The sequence below is a fragment of the Sulfitobacter sp. 15WGC genome (genome assembly GCF_005068605.1).
Lineage (GTDB): Bacteria > Pseudomonadota > Alphaproteobacteria > Rhodobacterales > Rhodobacteraceae > Sulfitobacter > Sulfitobacter faviae.
Genome location: NZ_SZNL01000012.1, coordinates 43,868 through 60,120 on the forward strand (window position 1 = coordinate 43,868; position 16,253 = coordinate 60,120).

Genomic DNA, 16,253 nt, shown 5'->3' on the forward strand with positions numbered 1-16,253 from the left:
GCCGCGTTTTGGTTTATTGATCAAGGAAGCTGCGCAGCTTGCGCGAGCGGCTCGGATGTTTGAGCTTGCGCAATGCTTTGGCTTCGATCTGTCGAATACGTTCGCGCGTGACCGAGAATTGCTGGCCGACCTCTTCGAGCGTGTGGTCGGTGTTCATGCCGATGCCGAAACGCATCCGCAGCACGCGTTCCTCGCGCGGGGTGAGCGAGGACAGCACCCGCGTCGTGGTCTCCTTGAGGTTTTCCTGAATGGCACTGTCGAGCGGCAGCACGGCATTCTTGTCCTCGATGAAATCGCCCAGCTGGCTGTCTTCCTCGTCGCCGATGGGCGTCTCAAGGCTGATCGGCTCCTTGGCGATCTTCATCACCTTGCGGACCTTTTCGAGCGGCATTTGCAGCTTCTCGGCCAGTTCCTCCGGCGTCGGCTCGCGGCCAATCTCGTGCAGCATCTGGCGACCGGTCCGGACCAGCTTGTTGATCGTCTCGATCATATGCACCGGGATGCGGATGGTGCGCGCTTGGTCAGCAATCGAGCGAGTGATCGCCTGACGAATCCACCATGTCGCGTAGGTGGAGAACTTGTAGCCGCGGCGATACTCGAACTTATCGACAGCCTTCATCAGGCCGATGTTGCCTTCCTGAATGAGATCAAGGAATTGCAGACCGCGGTTCGTGTATTTCTTCGCGATGGAGATCACGAGGCGCAGGTTCGCCTCGACCATTTCTTTCTTGGCCTGACGGGCTTCTTTCTCACCCTTCTGGACCTGCTGCACGATGCGGCGGAATTCAGAGATATCCAGACCGACATATTGGCCAACCTGCGCCATGTCGGCGCGCAGTTCTTCGACCTTTTCGGAGGAGCGTTCGATGAACATCTGCCAGCCACGGCCCGACTTCTCGGCCATCCGCTCCATCCAGTTGGGATCAAGCTCATAGCCGCGATAATTGTCGACGAATTCCTTGCGGTTGATGCGCGCCTGATCGGCGAGCTTCACCATGGCGCTGTCGATCTGCATGATGCGGCGGTTAATGCCGTAAAGCTGGTCGATCAGCGCTTCGATACGGTTGTTGTGCAGGTGCAGGTCGTTCACCAAAAGCACGATTTCCGACCGCAGCTTCTGATAGGTCTCTTCCTGTTCCTTGGTGAAAGAGCCGTCTTCGTTCAGCGTGGCCGAGATGCGGCTGTCCTGCATCGCGCTGAGCTTTTCATAGTCATCCGCGATGATGTCGAGCGCTTCCAGAACCTGCGGCTTCAGCGCCGCTTCCATGGCCGCAAGGCTCATGTTGGCCTGTTCGTCCTCGTCGTCGTCGTCATCCGACGAGATCGGATTGCCGTCGGCGTCATACTCGGGCTTGGACTCTTCGGTCTTGGTCTCGGCCCCGGCGGCAGGGGCGACGACCGGAGAGGTCTCCTCCTCATCGCCCATCTGCGTGCCAAAGGTGGCTTCAAGGTCGATTACATCGCGCAGCAGAATGTCTTCAGACAGAAGTTCGTCGCGCCAGATGGTGATCGCCTGGAAGGTCAGCGGGCTTTCGCAAAGGCCCGCAATCATGGTGTTGCGGCCAGCTTCGATCCGCTTGGCGATGGCGATCTCGCCCTCGCGGCTCAAAAGCTCCACGCTGCCCATTTCGCGCAGGTACATGCGCACCGGGTCATCGGTGCGGTCAAGCTTCTCGGAGGTGCCGGAGGACAGCGCCACATCGCGGTTGGACTCAGTGGTCGCAACCTCGGTCGAGCCTTTGTTCTCTTCCTCTTCGGCTTCCTCGTCTTCGATGATGTTGATGCCCATCTCCGAGAGCATCGACATCACGTCTTCGATCTGTTCCGAGCTGACCTGATCGGGCGGCAGCACCGTGTTCAGCTGATCGTAGGTGATATAGCCCTTCTCCCGGGCCTCACCGATCATCTTCTTCACGGCGGCTTGGCTCATGTCGAGCGAGTGGCCGGCCTCTGAATCGTTGCTCTTTGCGTCGTCATTCGTATCTTTGGCAGCCATCTCATGCTCCTTCAGCGCGTCAGCGCGAATCATCCGCAGACGATTCGGTTTTCCGAATCATGCGGGGTTATGGGTGATTCTTAAACCCGTTGCCCAGCATTTTCAAAAAGTCCTGCAAATGGGCCACGCCGATGCTCATCCGCGGCCCTTTGACTTGTCATATTTAATCGCTCCCAACAGCGCGTCCAATGCGCTGCGCTCATCGCGGTCCATCGTCATGCCGTTGTCGCCCACGTCGAATTCCCCGTTGCTTTCTTCCTGTGCGCTGCGGCGGGCAAGATCGGCAGCACGGGCCGCTTCGCTCAAGCGCCAGGTGACCCCCTCATCCGCCGGGCCGCTGAGGTCTTCGACGGCTTCGGCGATCTCTTCGTTCAGCCCACGGGCGGCATCCAGTTTGGCCAGTTCCTCGGCCACGGTTAGGCGGGTCATGTCCACGTTGCCGGGATTGCGGATGCAGGGCGTGATGGCAACGTGGCGTTGCCCCTTCATATTTTCAAGTGTCTCCCAGCCGAGGGAATAGGAAATCTCCTCGCGCAGCGTCTCTTCGCCCGCATGGCCAAAGCGCAGCAGCAGATCGCGCAGCCGCGCGTGATCAGGGTCATCGCAGCGCATCGCCTCCAACCCGGTCTCGAAGGTCTCGATCAACTGCGGACAATCGACAAGGGCCACGAGGATCACCGCCTCGCGCAGATGCATGCCCACCTGCTCATCGCTCATCGCCACAAGGGCCGATGCTTTGGTGCTGGCCAGCGGGGCCAGCGGCGCGCCCCAAGCAGCGCCCTTGCCGCCTTTGCCCTTGCCCGACGCTTTGCCCCCGACGGGGCGGAATTCGGGCCGTTTCTTTTGCGGGCGGAACAGTTCCCACCGCAGGTCCTTGATCTCTTGCCCATAATGGCTGCGGATCGACGGGTCGCGGATCAGCTTGATCTTTTCGCGCAGGCTTTTGTCCAGCGCGGCCTTGCGTTCGGGGCTGTCGAAAACCTTGCCTTCGGTCTCACGCTGCCACAGCAGGCGCACCATGGGCAGGGCATTGTCCAAGAGCTTCTGCAAGGCCCCCGCCCCCTGCGCGCGCAGCAGATCGTCGGGGTCCTGCCCCTCGGGCATGACCGCGAAACGCAGGCTCTGCCCGGCCTCCAACAGCGGTAGCGCCAGATCGATCAGCCGCAGCGCCGCGCGTTGGCCCGCCGCATCGCCATCCAGCGTGATGATCGGCTCAGGCGCGATACGCCACAACATCTGCAATTGGTTCTCGGTGATCGCGGTGCCCAAGGGGGCCACCGCACCTTCGAACCCCGCCCCATGCAGGGCGATCACATCCATATAGCCTTCGGCCACGATCAGCGGCTGCCCCCGCCCTGCGGCGGCGCGGGCGTGTTTGACGTTATAAAGGCTGCGGCCCTTGTCGAAGAGTTCGGTCTCGGGCGAGTTGAGGTATTTCGCCTTATCCTCGGGGTCCATCGCGCGACCGCCAAAGGCAATCGCCCGGCCCCGCGCATCGCGGATCGGGAACATGATGCGCCCCCGGAACGTGTCATAGGGCTTGCCGCCTTTGGAGGAGGGTTTCGCCAGCCCCGCGCCGAGGATCAACTCATCCGCCACGCCCTTTGACTTGAGCGCATCCCAAAGCCCCTGCCAACTGTTCGGGGCGAAACCAATCTCCCAATGGGCCTGCGCCTGTTCCGACAATCCGCGCTTGGCCAGATAATCGCGCGCCGCCCCCGCCGCCCCGGTGCGCAGTTGCAGGCGGAACCATTGCACCGCTTGCTCCATCACCTCGGCCAGTTGCGTGCGCTTGTCGGCCTTTGCCTGCGCGCGGGGGTCTTGCTTCGGGATCGGCATGCCGACTTCGCGGGCGATGATCTCCACCGCTTCCATGAAGCTCACATTCTCGGTCTCGCGCACGAAAGAGATTGCATCCCCCTTCGCGTGGCAGCCAAAGCAGTAGTAGAATCCTTTGCGATCATCGACGTGAAAGCTGGCGGATTTTTCCTGATGGAAGGGGCACGGCGCCCACATGTCGCCCTTGCCCTGATTGGACTTTCGGTTGTCCCAAATGACCTTGCGCCCCACCACCTGAGACAGGCTGGCGCGGTCACGCAGTTCTTCCAAAAATCCGGGGGGCAGGCTCATGGCTTCATATACCGGCTGGGCCAGTTCAGAGTCCAGAGGAGGCGGCGCGGCAGCGGGCGGTAAAACGCCCCTTTTGCCGGGCAGCGCCCCCTGCCCGGCACGGCGTTGGTCAGCCTATTGGGCGAGGCACATTTCTTTCCACGCGGCGGCGAGATCGTTCTTTTTAACGTCGCGCATCTTCATCTCGTAAACCCAAGGGGTCACCAGCGGGATCGCGGTGTTAAAGCTTTCGGGCCATGTTGCCTTGGCCTTCACGGCGGCGGGGACTTGGCGCTCTTTCACGCGGTCGAGGCGGGCCTGCTGCACGGCGGCGACCACGGCGGCCTGATGCATGCAGCTCGTCTCTTTCTTCGAGGCCGCCAGCGCCGGGCCCGAGACCGCCATGCTGATCGCGGCCAATGCGGCGAAAATCGTTTTGTTCATGTCTATGCTCCGTTGTTTGCCTAACGGGGATTCGGGCCCCTGCCGGACAACCTAGCGCCGCGATGCCACCGCTTCCATAGCGCGGCGCAACTCCTGCACCAAAGTGGCGGCCATCGACCGATAGACCATCAACAAGAAGCCGGTGTCGGTGCGGGTGATCGCGCCGGGCATGTCGCGCAAGGGGCTGCGCAGAGTCTGACCGGGTTTGAAGGCCGCCGCGCGCAGGTCCACCGGGGCCAGCCGCGCCAGCACATCTTCGGCCCCCGGCCCCTGCAACTCCGCCACTGCCCATCCGTCCGAGACATCGACAAGGGCTGCATGTTCCGCCAGCGCCTCATCCGGTGCGGGCCCGACAAGCAGCGCCTCTTCCCGGCCAAACCAAAGGCATCGGACATCGCCCTTAGCGGTGCTCTGAAGCGGCTCCGGCAGGGCAACCCCATGGGCGGCCTCTAGCGTGTCCGACAGGCCAGCCGGATCAAACACGCCCAGCACGGTCAACTGGCCCAGATCGCGGGCCGCCATCGTCATGTCACTGATGTGCAGCGGGAGCAGATCGCCAAAGGGTGTTTGCGCTTTCAATTCAACCACGGGTCCGCCCTCCTTCAGGGTCCACAAAGACCGGGTCGCAGATCTCCACCTCCGCCTCGATTTCGCGCAGATGGTCGACCATGCGCATCACTTCCCCATGCCGTGCGCGGCCCCGGGTGACGAAGCCCAGCCCGATAAAAGTGCCAACATCTGGCGAAAAGCCGACCGAGGTCGTATGGCCTTGCGCATTCTCGCGGCTGGCCTCGGCCCCGGCCTCGAACAGAAACGCCCCTGCCGTAAGTTGTTTCACCGCGCCGACGGGCCGCAGCCCGACCAGTTGCGCGCGGTTTGGGTCGCGCAGGCCGGGGCGTTCGGACATGGTCTTGCCGATGCAATCCTTAGCATCCGACAGCATCCGCCCCATGCCGATATCCTCTGCCGTGGCGCGGCCGTCGATCTCTGCATGGGTGATATGGCCCTTTTCCAACCGCAGCACGTTGAGCGCCTCCATCCCATAGGCGCCGCCCTCCAACGCCTCGGCCCGCGCGACCAGCAGGTCGAACAGCGCCGCGCCATAGCGCGCGGGTGCGGCGATCTCATAGGCATGTTCGCCGGAGAAGGAGATGCGGAACAGCCGTGCCGCCACCCCGCCGAGCCGCACATCGCCGCAGGCCATGAAGGGGAAGCTCTCATTGTTGATCGGCTGCTCCAGCAGCCCGTTCAGCAATTCACGAGACTTCGGCCCTGCCACGGCGAATTGCGCCCATTGTTCGGTGACCGAAGACAGATGCACCTGCCATTCGGGGTGCAGACATTGCGTGACGAATTCCAGATGGCGCATCACCTCACCGGCAGCGCCGGTGGTGGTGGTCATCAGGTAATGCGCCTCGCTCAAGCGCGCGCAGGTGCCATCGTCCATGACGAAACCATCCTCGCGCAGCATCAGACCATAGCGCACCCTACCGACCTTCAAGGTGCTGAACTTGTTCGTATAAACCAGATCGAGCAGCTTGGCCGCATCCGGCCCCTGAATGTCCATTTTGCCTAAGGTCGAGACATCGCAGATGCCCACCGTCTTGCGGACAAAGCCGATCTCGCGGTCGCAGGACTGACGCCAATTGCGCTCCTGCCCGCGCGGGAAATAACTGGGGCGATACCACAGCCCCGCCTCCACCATCGGGGCGTTCATGGCAAGGCTGGCCGCGTGGCTGGTGGTCAGCCGTTCGGGCGCAAAGCCCTTGCCCTGCCCGCCCGCGCCCATCGCTGCAATCGCAACCGGGGTATAGGGCGGGCGGAAGGTGGTCGTCCCCGTCTCGGCAATGCCGCGCCCGGTGGCATCGGCCAGCACCGCCAGCGCCGCCACGTTGGAGTTCTTGCCCTGATCGGGGGCCATGCCTTGGGTCGTGTAGCGCTTCATATGCTCGACCGAGCGGAAGCTCTCTGCCGCCGCCTGCTGCACGTCCTTCACACAGACATCGTTCTGGAAATCCAGCCACGCGCGGCCCTTGCCCGGCACTGCCCAAAGCGGGGCAAGGCGGTAGGGCGCGTCATCGGCTTGCGGCAGATCGATGGGCACTGGCTTGCGGCCCAAAGCCGCCAGCGCGTCCCCTGCCGCCGCCACACCCGCCGCAAGGCAGCCGTGGGTCGAGAAACTGCCGTTGCAGGCCCCCGCCGCATGCATCCCCGGCACCACGCCGGGGGTCGGTACAAAGGCGTGGATCTCGGGCGACCACGTCGGTCGCCCGTTCATATGGCAGGTGAGATGCAGCGATGGGTTCCAACCGCCCGACATGGCCAGACAATCGGCCTGTATCTTATGCACGCCCCCGGCGGTGCGGATCGACACCGCCTCCAACTCCTTGCCGCCCGAGGTGTTGCAGACCACCGCCCCGCTCAGCACCGGGAAATCCGCGCCATCGCGGCTGATCCCCTCGCGACTGTCGATCAGTGCGGCCACATGCACGCCTGCCGCGGCCAGATCGCGGGCCGTGCGATGGGCGTCGTCGTTATTGCCGAAAACCGCGACCTGCTTGCCCGGCGCCACGCCCCAACGGTTGAGATAGGCGCGCACCGCGCCCGCGGTCATAATGCCCGGGCGGTCGTTGTTGGCGAAGGCCACGGGGCGCTCCAAAGCACCTGCCGCGAGGATGGATTGCTTGGCTGCGATGCGCCAGAAACACTCAAGCGGCGCGCCCTCGCCCCGCCGTGCGCGGTGTTGGTTGACCCGTTCCAACGCGCCGAACATGCCGCCGTCATAGGCGCCGGTCACCGTCGTGCGCGGCATCAGCCGCACATTGTCCATCGCCGCGAGTTCCGCGACCACGCCCACCGCCCATGCATGGCCCAGCTCACCTTCGACACGCTCGTTCTCGGCATTCAGCCGCCCGCCCATCAGCGCATCTTCGTCGGCGAGGATCACATCCGCCCCCGCCCGCGCCGCCACCAGCGCCGCCATCAGACCCGCCGGGCCTGCGCCGATCACCAAGAGATCGCAAAAGGCATAGGCTTTCTCATAGGCGTCCGCATTGGGCTGGCGGCTCAGCCGCCCGAGTCCTGCGGCACGGCGGATCACCGGCTCATAGACGCGCCGCCAAAAATTGCGCGGCCACATGAAGGTCTTGTAATAGAACCCCGCCCCGAGGAACGGCGACGCCAGATCGTTCACCGCCATGAGGTCAAGATCGAGGCTCGGCCAAGCGTTTTGGCTGCGCACCTGCAAACCTTCGTAAATCTCTTGCATGGTGGCGCGGACATTGGGCTCTGACGCGGGGCCGACGCCGGTGGTCACCAGCGCGTTCGGCTCTTCGCTGCCCGCGCTCAGCACCCCGCGCGGGCGGTGGTATTTGAACGACCGCCCCATCAGCCGCTGCCCATTCGCCAGCATGGCCGAGGCGACCGTATCGCCCGCAAAGCCCCCGTAGCGCCGCCCGTCGAAGGTAAAGCTGACCGGCGTCTCCCGGTCGATCAATCCGCGCCCTGCAATCCTCATGCCATGGCCCTTTTCACATCCGATGCCAATTCCACCGCCCGCACCGCATGGGTCACCGTATCGCGGGTGACGACAAGCCACGCCCCGCAGCCGGTCTCATGCTGCCACAGGTCGCGGGTCTCTCCCGCAGGGTTGTCGCGCAGGTGCAGATAGGCGTCCCAGTCCTCATCCGAGGCATCGGGCGCAGGCCGGGCCAAGGCGATGGCATCGCCGCGATAATAGAACTCCCGCCGATCCCGGCTGCCGCAGATGGGGCATTCAATCCGCATATTGGCCCTCCCTCAGTGCAAGTTGTGCTGAGACCCGGTGGCCTCTTCATCCATCAGGCCTTCGCCCGAACGGAACCGGTCGAGCCTGAAGCCCGCCGCCGTCTCATGGGGCTGCCCGGTGGCCATCAAATGCGCCAGCGCATAGCCCGAGGCAGGCACCGCCTTGAAGCCGCCGTAGCACCAGCCGCAGTCGACGAACAAACCCTCGGTCTCGGTCTTGTCGATGATCGGGCTGCCATCGGGCGTCATGTCCATGATCCCACCCCAAGAGCGCAGCACGCGGGCCTTGCCGATCATCGGCATCAGGGTCATCCCCGCCTCCATCACATGTTCCATCATCGGCAGGTTGCCGCGCTGCGCGTAGGAGGCATAGAAATCCAGATCGCCACCAAAGACCAAACCGCCCTTGTCGGACTGGCTGATATAGAAGTGCCCCATGCCAAAGCTGATCACATGGTCGATCACGGGCTTTAACCCTTCGGAGACGAAGGCCTGCAAAACATGGCTCTCAATCGGCAGGCGCATCCCGGCCATCGCCGCCACCTGCCCCGAGCGCCCTGCCGTGACGATCGCCACCTTCTTGGCCCGGATCGCCCCGCGCGTGGTCTGCACGCCGCGCACGCGGCCGTTCTCGATGTCGATGCCGGTGACTTCGCATTGTTGGATCAGATCGACGCCGCGCTGGTCCGCGCCGCGCGCATAGCCCCAAGCCACCGCATCGTGGCGCGCGGTGCCCCCGCGCCGGTGCAGCAACCCGCCGTGGATGGGAAAGCGCCCGTTGTCGTAATCCAGATAGGGCAGCAGTTTGCGCAGGCCGTCGCGGTCGAGCAGTTCCGCATCGTCGCCTTGGTTGATCATCGCATTGCCGCGCCGGGCCGAGGCATCGCGCTGCGCGTCGGAGTGAAACAGGGTGATCACGCCGCGCTGGCTGAACATCACGTTATAGTTCAACTCCTCCGACAGCCCCTCCCAGAGTTTCAGCGAATGGCTGTAGAACTCGGAATTGCCGGGCAGAAAGTAATTGCCGCGCACGACGGTCGTGTTGCGCCCGACGTTCCCCCCGCCGAGGTAGCCTTTTTCAAGCACCGCGATATTCGTCATGCCGTGGTTCTTGGCGAGGTAGTAAGCCGTGCTCAACCCATGCCCGCCGCCGCCGATGATCACCGCGTCATATTCCGCTTGCGGCTCTGGATCGCGCCATTGCGCCGTCCAACCCCGATTGCCGGTCAAGCCTTCGCGCAACACCCGCAGTCCTGAAAATCGCATCTTTCGCCTCCCCCGGTCTTGGCGCAGTCAAGCAACTTGGGGCGCAAGTATCAATGACCGAAAACGCCTCTCGCTCCCCCTCGGCCCCCAGACGGCAAAAAGGGGCGCAGGACGCCCCTTTTTCGGTCACTTCAAGAGAGGCGATACGCCCCTCAAAGCCCCTTGGCGTGATAGCTCGCCGCGACCTTTTCGATTGAGACGAGATAGGCCGCCGTGCGCAGATCATCGACATCGTCGCGGCTGTGCCAGACATGGGCCATCGCCTCATAGGCCGTGCGCATCGTGTCATCGAGACCGGAGCGGACCAATTCCAACTCCCCCGCACCGCGCAGGTACTTCTCTTTGAAGTCGGGGCTCAGCGTCCAGCCAAGGTCCTTATCCGCGCTCAGCCGCTCAAGCTCATCCACCACCAGTTGGTGACGTGATTCCTCGGCACGGCGCTGCATGCGGCCAAAGCGGATGTGGCTGAGGTTCTTGACCCACTCGAAGTAAGAGACCGTCACACCGCCTGCGTTGGCATACATATCAGGCACGATCACCGTGCCCTTCTTGCGCAGCACCTCATCCGCCCCGGCGGTCACCGGACCGTTCGCGGCTTCGATGATCAGGGGCGCTTGGATACGCTCGGCATTGGTGAGGTTGATCACCCCCTCCAGCGCGGCGGGGATCAGGATATCGCAATCCGCTTCCAGAAACTTGGCGCCATCCTCTTCGAACTTCGCATCGGCATAGCCTTTGATCGTGCCATGCCTTTCGATCCACTTATGCACCGCCTCGACGTTCAGCCCGTCTTCGCTGTGCAGCGCACCGTCGCGTTCGATGATCGCGGTGATCTTCGCGCCATCTTCTTCGCTGAGGAACTTGGCGGCGTGATAGCCCACGTTGCCGAGACCCTGAATGATGACCCGCTTGCCGTCGAGCTTGCCGGAAAGGCCCGCTTTCTTCAGGCCCTCGGGATCGCGGAAGAAGGCTTGCAGCGCATATTGCACGCCCCGGCCTGTCGCCTCGGTCCGGCCTTGGATGCCGCCCGCGTTGATCGGCTTGCCGGTGACACAGGCCACACCGTTGATGTCGGTGGTGTTCATGCGTTTGTACTGGTCCGCGATCCAAGCCATCTCACGCTCGCCGGTGCCCATGTCGGGGGCGGGCACGTTCTGCGCGGGGTGGATCATGTCGCGTTTGATCAGCTCATAGGCGAAACGCCGGGTGATCAGTTCAAGCTCATGTTCATCGTATTCGCGCGGATCGATGCAGAGCCCGCCTTTGGAGCCGCCAAAGGGCGCTTCTACCAGCGCGCATTTATAGGTCATCAGCGCGGCCAGCGCTTCGACCTCGTTCTGGTTCACGGCCATGGAATAGCGGATACCGCCCTTCACAGGCTCCATATGTTCGGAATGGACCGAACGGTAGCCGGTGAACGTATGCATCCGGCCCCGCAGACGCACGCCGAAACGCACCGTGTAGGTGGCGTTGCAAACGCGGATTTTCTCTTCGAGACCGGGCGGCAAATCCATTAGCGCGACCGCGCGATTGAACATCAGGTCCACACTGTCGCGGAAACTCGGCTCATTGGCTGGATTCATCGGTCTCTCCTCTTCTTGTCCGGTCGCGGTCCCTTTGTTTGCGGGCGCGACTCATCTGGCTGCCCTAGGGGCATGCAGTCGCACCGTAGGACGCCTCATAGCGGGGCGCGACCCAATTCCTCGCGATTTGCGAAACTTTATCAACCGTGGGTAGGGGCGGCCCGCGCCACCCTCCCCGCCCGGTGGAAATCGGCCGAAAATGCCCCCGAAAACCGGCCCCAAGCGCCGCCTATTGCCCCAGACGCGCCAAACTCTGGACACTTTCCCGCAGCACAACAGGGCAAGGCAAATGCCGCCCATTCCCTTTGGCGCCCGCAGGACGCCACAGGAAGAGAGGTTGATGACAATGCGCGATAGCACTCACAGTTCGGAAAATCCCCCGCAGCCCCTGCCCGCGCTGCTGCGCCGCTTCGCGCGCGAAGAAGACGGGCTGGTCACGGTCTTTGCCATTCTGATGATCCTGCTGATGATCCTCATGGGGGGCATCGGCGTGGACCTGATGCGCCATGAACGCGAACGCGCGAGGGTGCAGGCCGTGGCTGACCGCGCCGTGCTGGCGGCGGCGGACCTTGACCAAACGCTCAGCCCCGAGGCCGTGGCCCGCGATTATTTCGACAAGGCGGGGCTGGCCGAATATGTATCCAGCGTGACGGTCGACGAAGGGTTGAACTACCGCCGCGTCACCGTCGATGCCTCGCGCACGCTCAACACGATGTTCATGAGCAAGTTCGGCCAAGACCGGCTGCATGTCCCTGCCAAATCCACGGCGGAGGAAAAGGTGAACAAGGTCGAGATTTCCATGGTGCTCGATATCTCCGGCTCCATGCGGGAGAACGGCAAAATGGCCAACCTCCATGACGCGAGCGATGCCTTCATCGACACCGTGCTGAAGCCCGAAAACGCGGACCTGATCTCAATCTCCGTCGTGCCCTATACCGCGCAGGTCAACGTCGGGAAGGACATCATGGATGAGTTGAACGTCACCCAGCTGCATTCCTTCTCCCATTGCGTTGATTTCGACGACAGCGAGTTTGACCTCACCGCCATCAGCCAGACCCGCAGCTATGAGCATATGCAGCACTTCGAGGCGGGCTATAGCTGGAACGGTTATCACCGCGACAACACCGGCCGTTATGACAACATCTACAACCCCGGCTGCCCGAAGCAGGATTACGAAGAAGTCGCGCCCTATTCGCAGAACGCCGCCGCGCTGAAAGCCCGGATTTCCAATTTCCAGCCCCGCGCGAACACCGCCATTCATCTGGGCATGAAATGGGGCGTGGCGCTGCTCGACCCGTCCTTCCGCGCGATCAATCAAGCCATCGGCGGCGATGCGGCTTTCCAAGGGCGCCCGGCTGACTACGGCGATATCGACACGCTGAAAACGGTGATCCTGATGACCGACGGGGTGAACGTGACCACCCGCCGGATCAACCGCCAAGTCTATGCCAACCGGGACCACTACCGCCATTGGAGCGATTACCCCTTCTACTGGTGGCTGAACCGCAATGTCCGCTCAAGCGAGCGTCACCGCTGGTATTGGACGAAATACAGCGCATCGCAGGCCGATACCCTGCTCGACAACATCTGCGATGCGGCCAAGGCCAAGGGCATCGTAATCTGGTCGATCGGCTTTGAAGTGACCGACCATGGTGCATCGGTGATGAAGAACTGCGCCTCCTCCGACAGCCATTTCTTCCGCGTCGAAGGGGTGGAAATCGTCAGCGCATTCGAGGCCATCGCCCGCCAGATCAACCAGTTGAGGCTGACGCAATGATACAGCGCTACATCAAAGCATGGCGCCGGTTTCGGGGCGATGAAGATGGCTCGGCCATGTTGATGGAATTCGCCATCCTGTCGCCGCTCCTGTTCGGCTGCCTGCTCATGTCTGTTGAGATGAGCTTTTACGCCATCCGCCACATGTTCCTTGACCGGGGGCTCGACATGACGGTGCGCTACATCCGGCTGAACACCAATACCCCGATGACGCATCAGACCATCAAGGACAAAATCTGCGAGGCCGCGATCTTTTTGGATGACTGTGAAGAGACCCTGCGCCTTGAGATGATCCGCGTGGACCCGCGCAATTTCGCCAGTTTCGACCAGTCGCCCGATTGCGTCGACACTTCCGAAGACCCCAGACCGGTGCGCGGCTGGACCCTTGGGGTCGAGCATCAATTGATGCTGCTGCGCGCCTGCGCGCGGTTTGAGCCCTTCTTTCCGACCACCGGCCTTGGCTATGCCCTTGAGAAAGACGGCGCAGGCCGTGTTTCCATGGTCTCAAGCGCGGCCTTCGTACAGGAGCCGAATTAATGCGCGCTCTCCGCAGTTTGCTGGCCCAGTTCAAAGGGCGCGAAGACGGCTCCATCGCCGTTGAGACGGTGATCATGTTGCCGCTGATGTTCTGGGCCTATTTGGCCATGTATTCGACCTTTGACACCTTCCGGATGTACAACCTTAACCAGACGGCGGCCTATACCGTAGGCGATGCCATCTCGCGCGAGACGCAGGCGATTGACGCGGATTATCTGCGCGGGATGCAACAGCTTTTCGAGTATCTCACCCGCGGCACCGGGCAAACGGCCCTTCGGGTCAGCTCAATCTGGTATGATCAGGCAAACGACCGCTACCACGCGGATTGGTCGCAGGTGCGCGGAACGGTCCAGCCATTGACCAGCGACGATGTGCGCAATTGGCATGACAAGCTGCCCGTCATGCCCAACAACGAACGCGTCACGCTGGTTGAGACATGGCGTGACTTCGAGCCGCTGTTCAAAACCGGGTTGGAGCGGCGCGACATTCACAACTTCGTCTTCACCCGCCCGCGCTATGCGCCACGCACGGTCTGGTCGGACGGTTAAGCGGCCTCACGCTCGGCCAGTTTGGCGCGGATGATCTCGGCGATGAGCTTGGTTTCATTGGCCGGGGTCATGCCGCCCACGCCGATCCGGCGGCCAAGGCTCCACCACAGGCCCAAGCGCCAGCCTCGCGCCACGCGGCGGTTGGTCTTGAGCAGGAAACCGTTCGAGGGTTTGACCGCAAACGCACCCTGATCAATGCGCGCGATCTCGTCCATGCGGACGATCACCCGGCCATCTGCATCGCGCAGCGCCTCTTCGGTCAGTTCCACCGCGCTGGCGGTGGCGCGGCGCATCACCTCGGCAATCGCGATAAAGCCCAGCCCCATCAATACCAGCACGGTCTGCCAGACCGGATCGGGCGAGCGGGTTAGCGCGGAGTAGATCAGCAACAGCCCCAGCCCCGCCAGTGACAACAGCCCCACCGCCCGCCGCGCGGGTGACGCCTTGGCCGTGGCCAGCACGGTTTCCGCGCCGCTGTGGATGCTGTGAGGGGTATCGGTCATGGGCCGGGCTTTCTAAGAGGCAAGAGGTCGGTTAACGCCGCCCCCTGCCGGGGTCATTCGCCCTCGGCCTAGCCCGCCGTCCGGCAAAGGGCAAGACCGGGCAGCGGCGGCGCCCGGCCAGCTCACCGTTCGGGCTTGCCGTCGCGTTTGCCTTTCTTGCGCGGCGGCCCCGCTTCCAGCCGCTGTTGCAACTTGTCGGCATAGTCTTGACGGGCGGCGGCATCCATCGCGCTGACCTCGGCCAACCAAGCGTCATGGGCGACCTGCTGAACACCCGCGGCGGCCTGCCCTTGGGCGGCGAGCACCGCGGCGGCCACATCCGCCTGAAACGGCTCGGCCCGAAGCGCGGCAAGCATTTCGTCGTAAAGCGCGCGCCGCGCTTCCCGGTCGAGGTGATGCGCCTTGCCGCTGGCGCGCATTTTGCCGTGCAACCCGCGCCGCGCCTCTGGCGGCAGCGCCTGCACATAGGGCGAGGCATAGCTGCGCAACCCCGGCAAATCACCCCCGCCATGCGGCCCCGGCCCGCCGTGACGCCACATCGCCCCGCCAAGCGCGCCGAGGATCATCACGTTCAGCGCAAGCGACAGGCCAAGGGCCACCCGCATGAGGCGCCTGCGCCGCGGTGTCGGATCCTGTGTCATCTCAACTTTCCTCCATGTCCCAGCCAAATCCACCGAATTCGCTGCCCGTGTCAGCCGCCGTGAGGTCCGAGGTCTCGGTCTCCCATGTGCCGGTCACGAACTGCCCGGCCAAATCCGGCATGCCCTCGGGCGGTGCCACGCCGACCCAAACCCCGACAGCCGCGGCAGTGGCAAGACCGCTCAGCCCCGCCGCACCGCCCAAAAGTTGCCAGAGCGCTTGATGCCACGGCTGGCGCGGCGCTTTGGGCATATGCGCTTCGGCATCGGCCAGAACGCGCGCCTGCAAACCGGCCGAGACCTGTGGCGGATTGGCCCGTGCTGCGGCAAAGAAATCTTCCAGATCGTCGACGTCACTCATTTTCAAACCCCAATGCGTCCCGTTGTGCCGACAGTTGCGCGGCCAATGCCCGTTTGCCCCGCGCGGTCAGGCTTTCCACCGCTTCGACCCCGATGCCCAGCACCTCGGCGATCTCGGGATTGGCCATACCGTCGATATGGCGCAACACCACCGCTTGCCGCTGGCGGTCGGGCAAAGTGGCCAGCGCCTGTTGCAGCGCGTCCACACGGGCGGCCTGCTGCATCTGCTGCGCGGCACCGGGGGTCGGATCGGCAGGTTCCGCCACATCATCGAGCCCGGACACCCCCGCCCCCCGGCGGCGCAGACGATCGGTGCAGAGGTTAGCCACGACACGGTAGAGCCAAGTGGTCACCTTGGCTTCGCCCCTGCGCCACTTCGGCGCCTGACGCCAAAGCCGCAGCATCGCCTCTTGGGCCACATCCTCGGCCTCGGCCCGGTCACCGAGCACCCGCAGCGCATGGCCGTGGAGGCGCGGCACCAGCCGCGCGGTCAGCAACCGCGCCGCCGCCGCATCGCCATTGGCATAGCGTTGCAACAACTCGGCATCCGCATCTTGCTGCGCGTTGGGCAAATCCTGCATCCCGTCCATGGCTAAGGTCCGGGCGCGCCATGATCAAGCGCGCCCGAGGCTTCATTTAATCGCGCTGCGGCTTGTCATGGTCCATTTTGTCACCCTTGTGGTGCCGTTTGCCATGCATTTTTTTCG

Annotated in this window: 15 protein-coding genes; 3 read left to right on the forward strand and 12 right to left on the reverse strand. The window is 63.4% G+C overall.

Annotated features, from left to right (window positions below):
• Window positions 1-13: 13 nt before the first annotated feature.
• From rpoD to FCK22_RS11850, 8 genes are all read right to left on the reverse strand, one after another.
• Entirely contained in the window at window positions 14-1,996 is a 1,983-nt protein-coding gene (rpoD, locus tag FCK22_RS11815) for an RNA polymerase sigma factor RpoD (RefSeq protein ID WP_067264850.1), read from the reverse strand.
• A 135-nt stretch (window positions 1,997-2,131) separates the two neighbouring features.
• On the reverse strand, window positions 2,132-4,126 hold the full coding sequence (dnaG, locus tag FCK22_RS11820) for a DNA primase (protein ID WP_067264788.1): 1,995 nt from the start codon (window positions 4,124-4,126) through the stop codon (window positions 2,132-2,134).
• Between the two features lie 114 nt (window positions 4,127-4,240).
• Window positions 4,241-4,549, reverse strand: a complete 309-nt coding sequence (locus FCK22_RS11825) for a hypothetical protein (RefSeq protein WP_209219329.1) — start codon at window positions 4,547-4,549, stop codon at window positions 4,241-4,243.
• A gap of 51 nt (window positions 4,550-4,600) precedes the next feature.
• The gene (locus FCK22_RS11830) at window positions 4,601-5,137 is read right to left on the reverse strand and encodes a hypothetical protein (protein ID WP_067264784.1); all 537 of its coding nucleotides are present in this window, start codon (window positions 5,135-5,137) and stop codon (window positions 4,601-4,603) included.
• Window positions 5,130-8,066 carry a sarcosine oxidase subunit alpha family protein gene (locus tag FCK22_RS11835; protein WP_067264782.1) on the reverse strand — a complete coding sequence of 979 codons (2,937 nt, stop codon included), beginning with the start codon at window positions 8,064-8,066 and terminating at the stop codon, window positions 5,130-5,132. Before FCK22_RS11835 ends, FCK22_RS11830 begins: the two co-directional genes overlap by 8 nt.
• Entirely contained in the window at window positions 8,063-8,335 is a 273-nt protein-coding gene (locus FCK22_RS11840) for a sarcosine oxidase subunit delta (protein ID WP_067264779.1), read from the reverse strand. Before FCK22_RS11840 ends, FCK22_RS11835 begins: the two co-directional genes overlap by 4 nt.
• 12 nt (window positions 8,336-8,347) lie before the next feature.
• Window positions 8,348-9,601 (reverse strand): sarcosine oxidase subunit beta family protein, encoded by a 1,254-nt coding sequence (locus FCK22_RS11845; RefSeq protein WP_067264778.1) that lies wholly within the window; start codon window positions 9,599-9,601, stop codon window positions 8,348-8,350.
• 152 nt (window positions 9,602-9,753) lie between these two features.
• Window positions 9,754-11,184, reverse strand: coding sequence for a Glu/Leu/Phe/Val dehydrogenase (locus FCK22_RS11850; RefSeq protein WP_067264775.1), 1,431 nt, complete (start codon window positions 11,182-11,184; stop codon window positions 9,754-9,756).
• A gap of 340 nt (window positions 11,185-11,524) precedes the next feature.
• Here FCK22_RS11850 and FCK22_RS11855 point away from each other — a divergent pair, with 340 nt between their 5' ends.
• From FCK22_RS11855 to FCK22_RS11865, 3 genes are read left to right on the forward strand one after another with little or no spacing between them, the layout of a single operon-like run.
• On the forward strand, window positions 11,525-12,961 hold the full coding sequence (locus FCK22_RS11855) for a Tad domain-containing protein (protein ID WP_248646509.1): 1,437 nt from the start codon (window positions 11,525-11,527) through the stop codon (window positions 12,959-12,961).
• Window positions 12,958-13,497, forward strand: coding sequence for a hypothetical protein (locus FCK22_RS11860; RefSeq protein ID WP_067264772.1), 540 nt, complete (start codon window positions 12,958-12,960; stop codon window positions 13,495-13,497). Before FCK22_RS11855 ends, FCK22_RS11860 begins: the two co-directional genes overlap by 4 nt.
• Window positions 13,497-14,045 (forward strand): hypothetical protein, encoded by a 549-nt coding sequence (locus tag FCK22_RS11865; RefSeq protein ID WP_067264770.1) that lies wholly within the window; start codon window positions 13,497-13,499, stop codon window positions 14,043-14,045. Before FCK22_RS11860 ends, FCK22_RS11865 begins: the two co-directional genes overlap by 1 nt.
• Here FCK22_RS11865 and FCK22_RS11870 read toward each other — a convergent pair.
• The 4 genes from FCK22_RS11870 to FCK22_RS11885 all read right to left on the reverse strand — a co-directional run bounded on the left by FCK22_RS11870 (window position 14,042) and on the right by FCK22_RS11885 (window position 16,136).
• Window positions 14,042-14,548, reverse strand: a complete 507-nt coding sequence (locus FCK22_RS11870; RefSeq protein ID WP_067264764.1) for a hypothetical protein — start codon at window positions 14,546-14,548, stop codon at window positions 14,042-14,044. The two genes, FCK22_RS11865 and FCK22_RS11870, sit on opposite strands and share 4 nt — an antisense overlap.
• A gap of 122 nt (window positions 14,549-14,670) precedes the next feature.
• The gene (locus FCK22_RS11875) at window positions 14,671-15,189 is read right to left on the reverse strand and encodes a periplasmic heavy metal sensor (protein ID WP_067264761.1); all 519 of its coding nucleotides are present in this window, start codon (window positions 15,187-15,189) and stop codon (window positions 14,671-14,673) included.
• 1 nt (window position 15,190) lies between these two features.
• Window positions 15,191-15,547, reverse strand: a complete 357-nt coding sequence (locus tag FCK22_RS11880) for a hypothetical protein (RefSeq protein ID WP_067264757.1) — start codon at window positions 15,545-15,547, stop codon at window positions 15,191-15,193.
• On the reverse strand, window positions 15,540-16,136 hold the full coding sequence (locus FCK22_RS11885) for an RNA polymerase sigma factor (RefSeq protein WP_067264752.1): 597 nt from the start codon (window positions 16,134-16,136) through the stop codon (window positions 15,540-15,542). The genes FCK22_RS11880 and FCK22_RS11885 overlap by 8 nt, the downstream gene beginning before the upstream one ends.
• Window positions 16,137-16,253 lie beyond the last annotated feature (117 nt).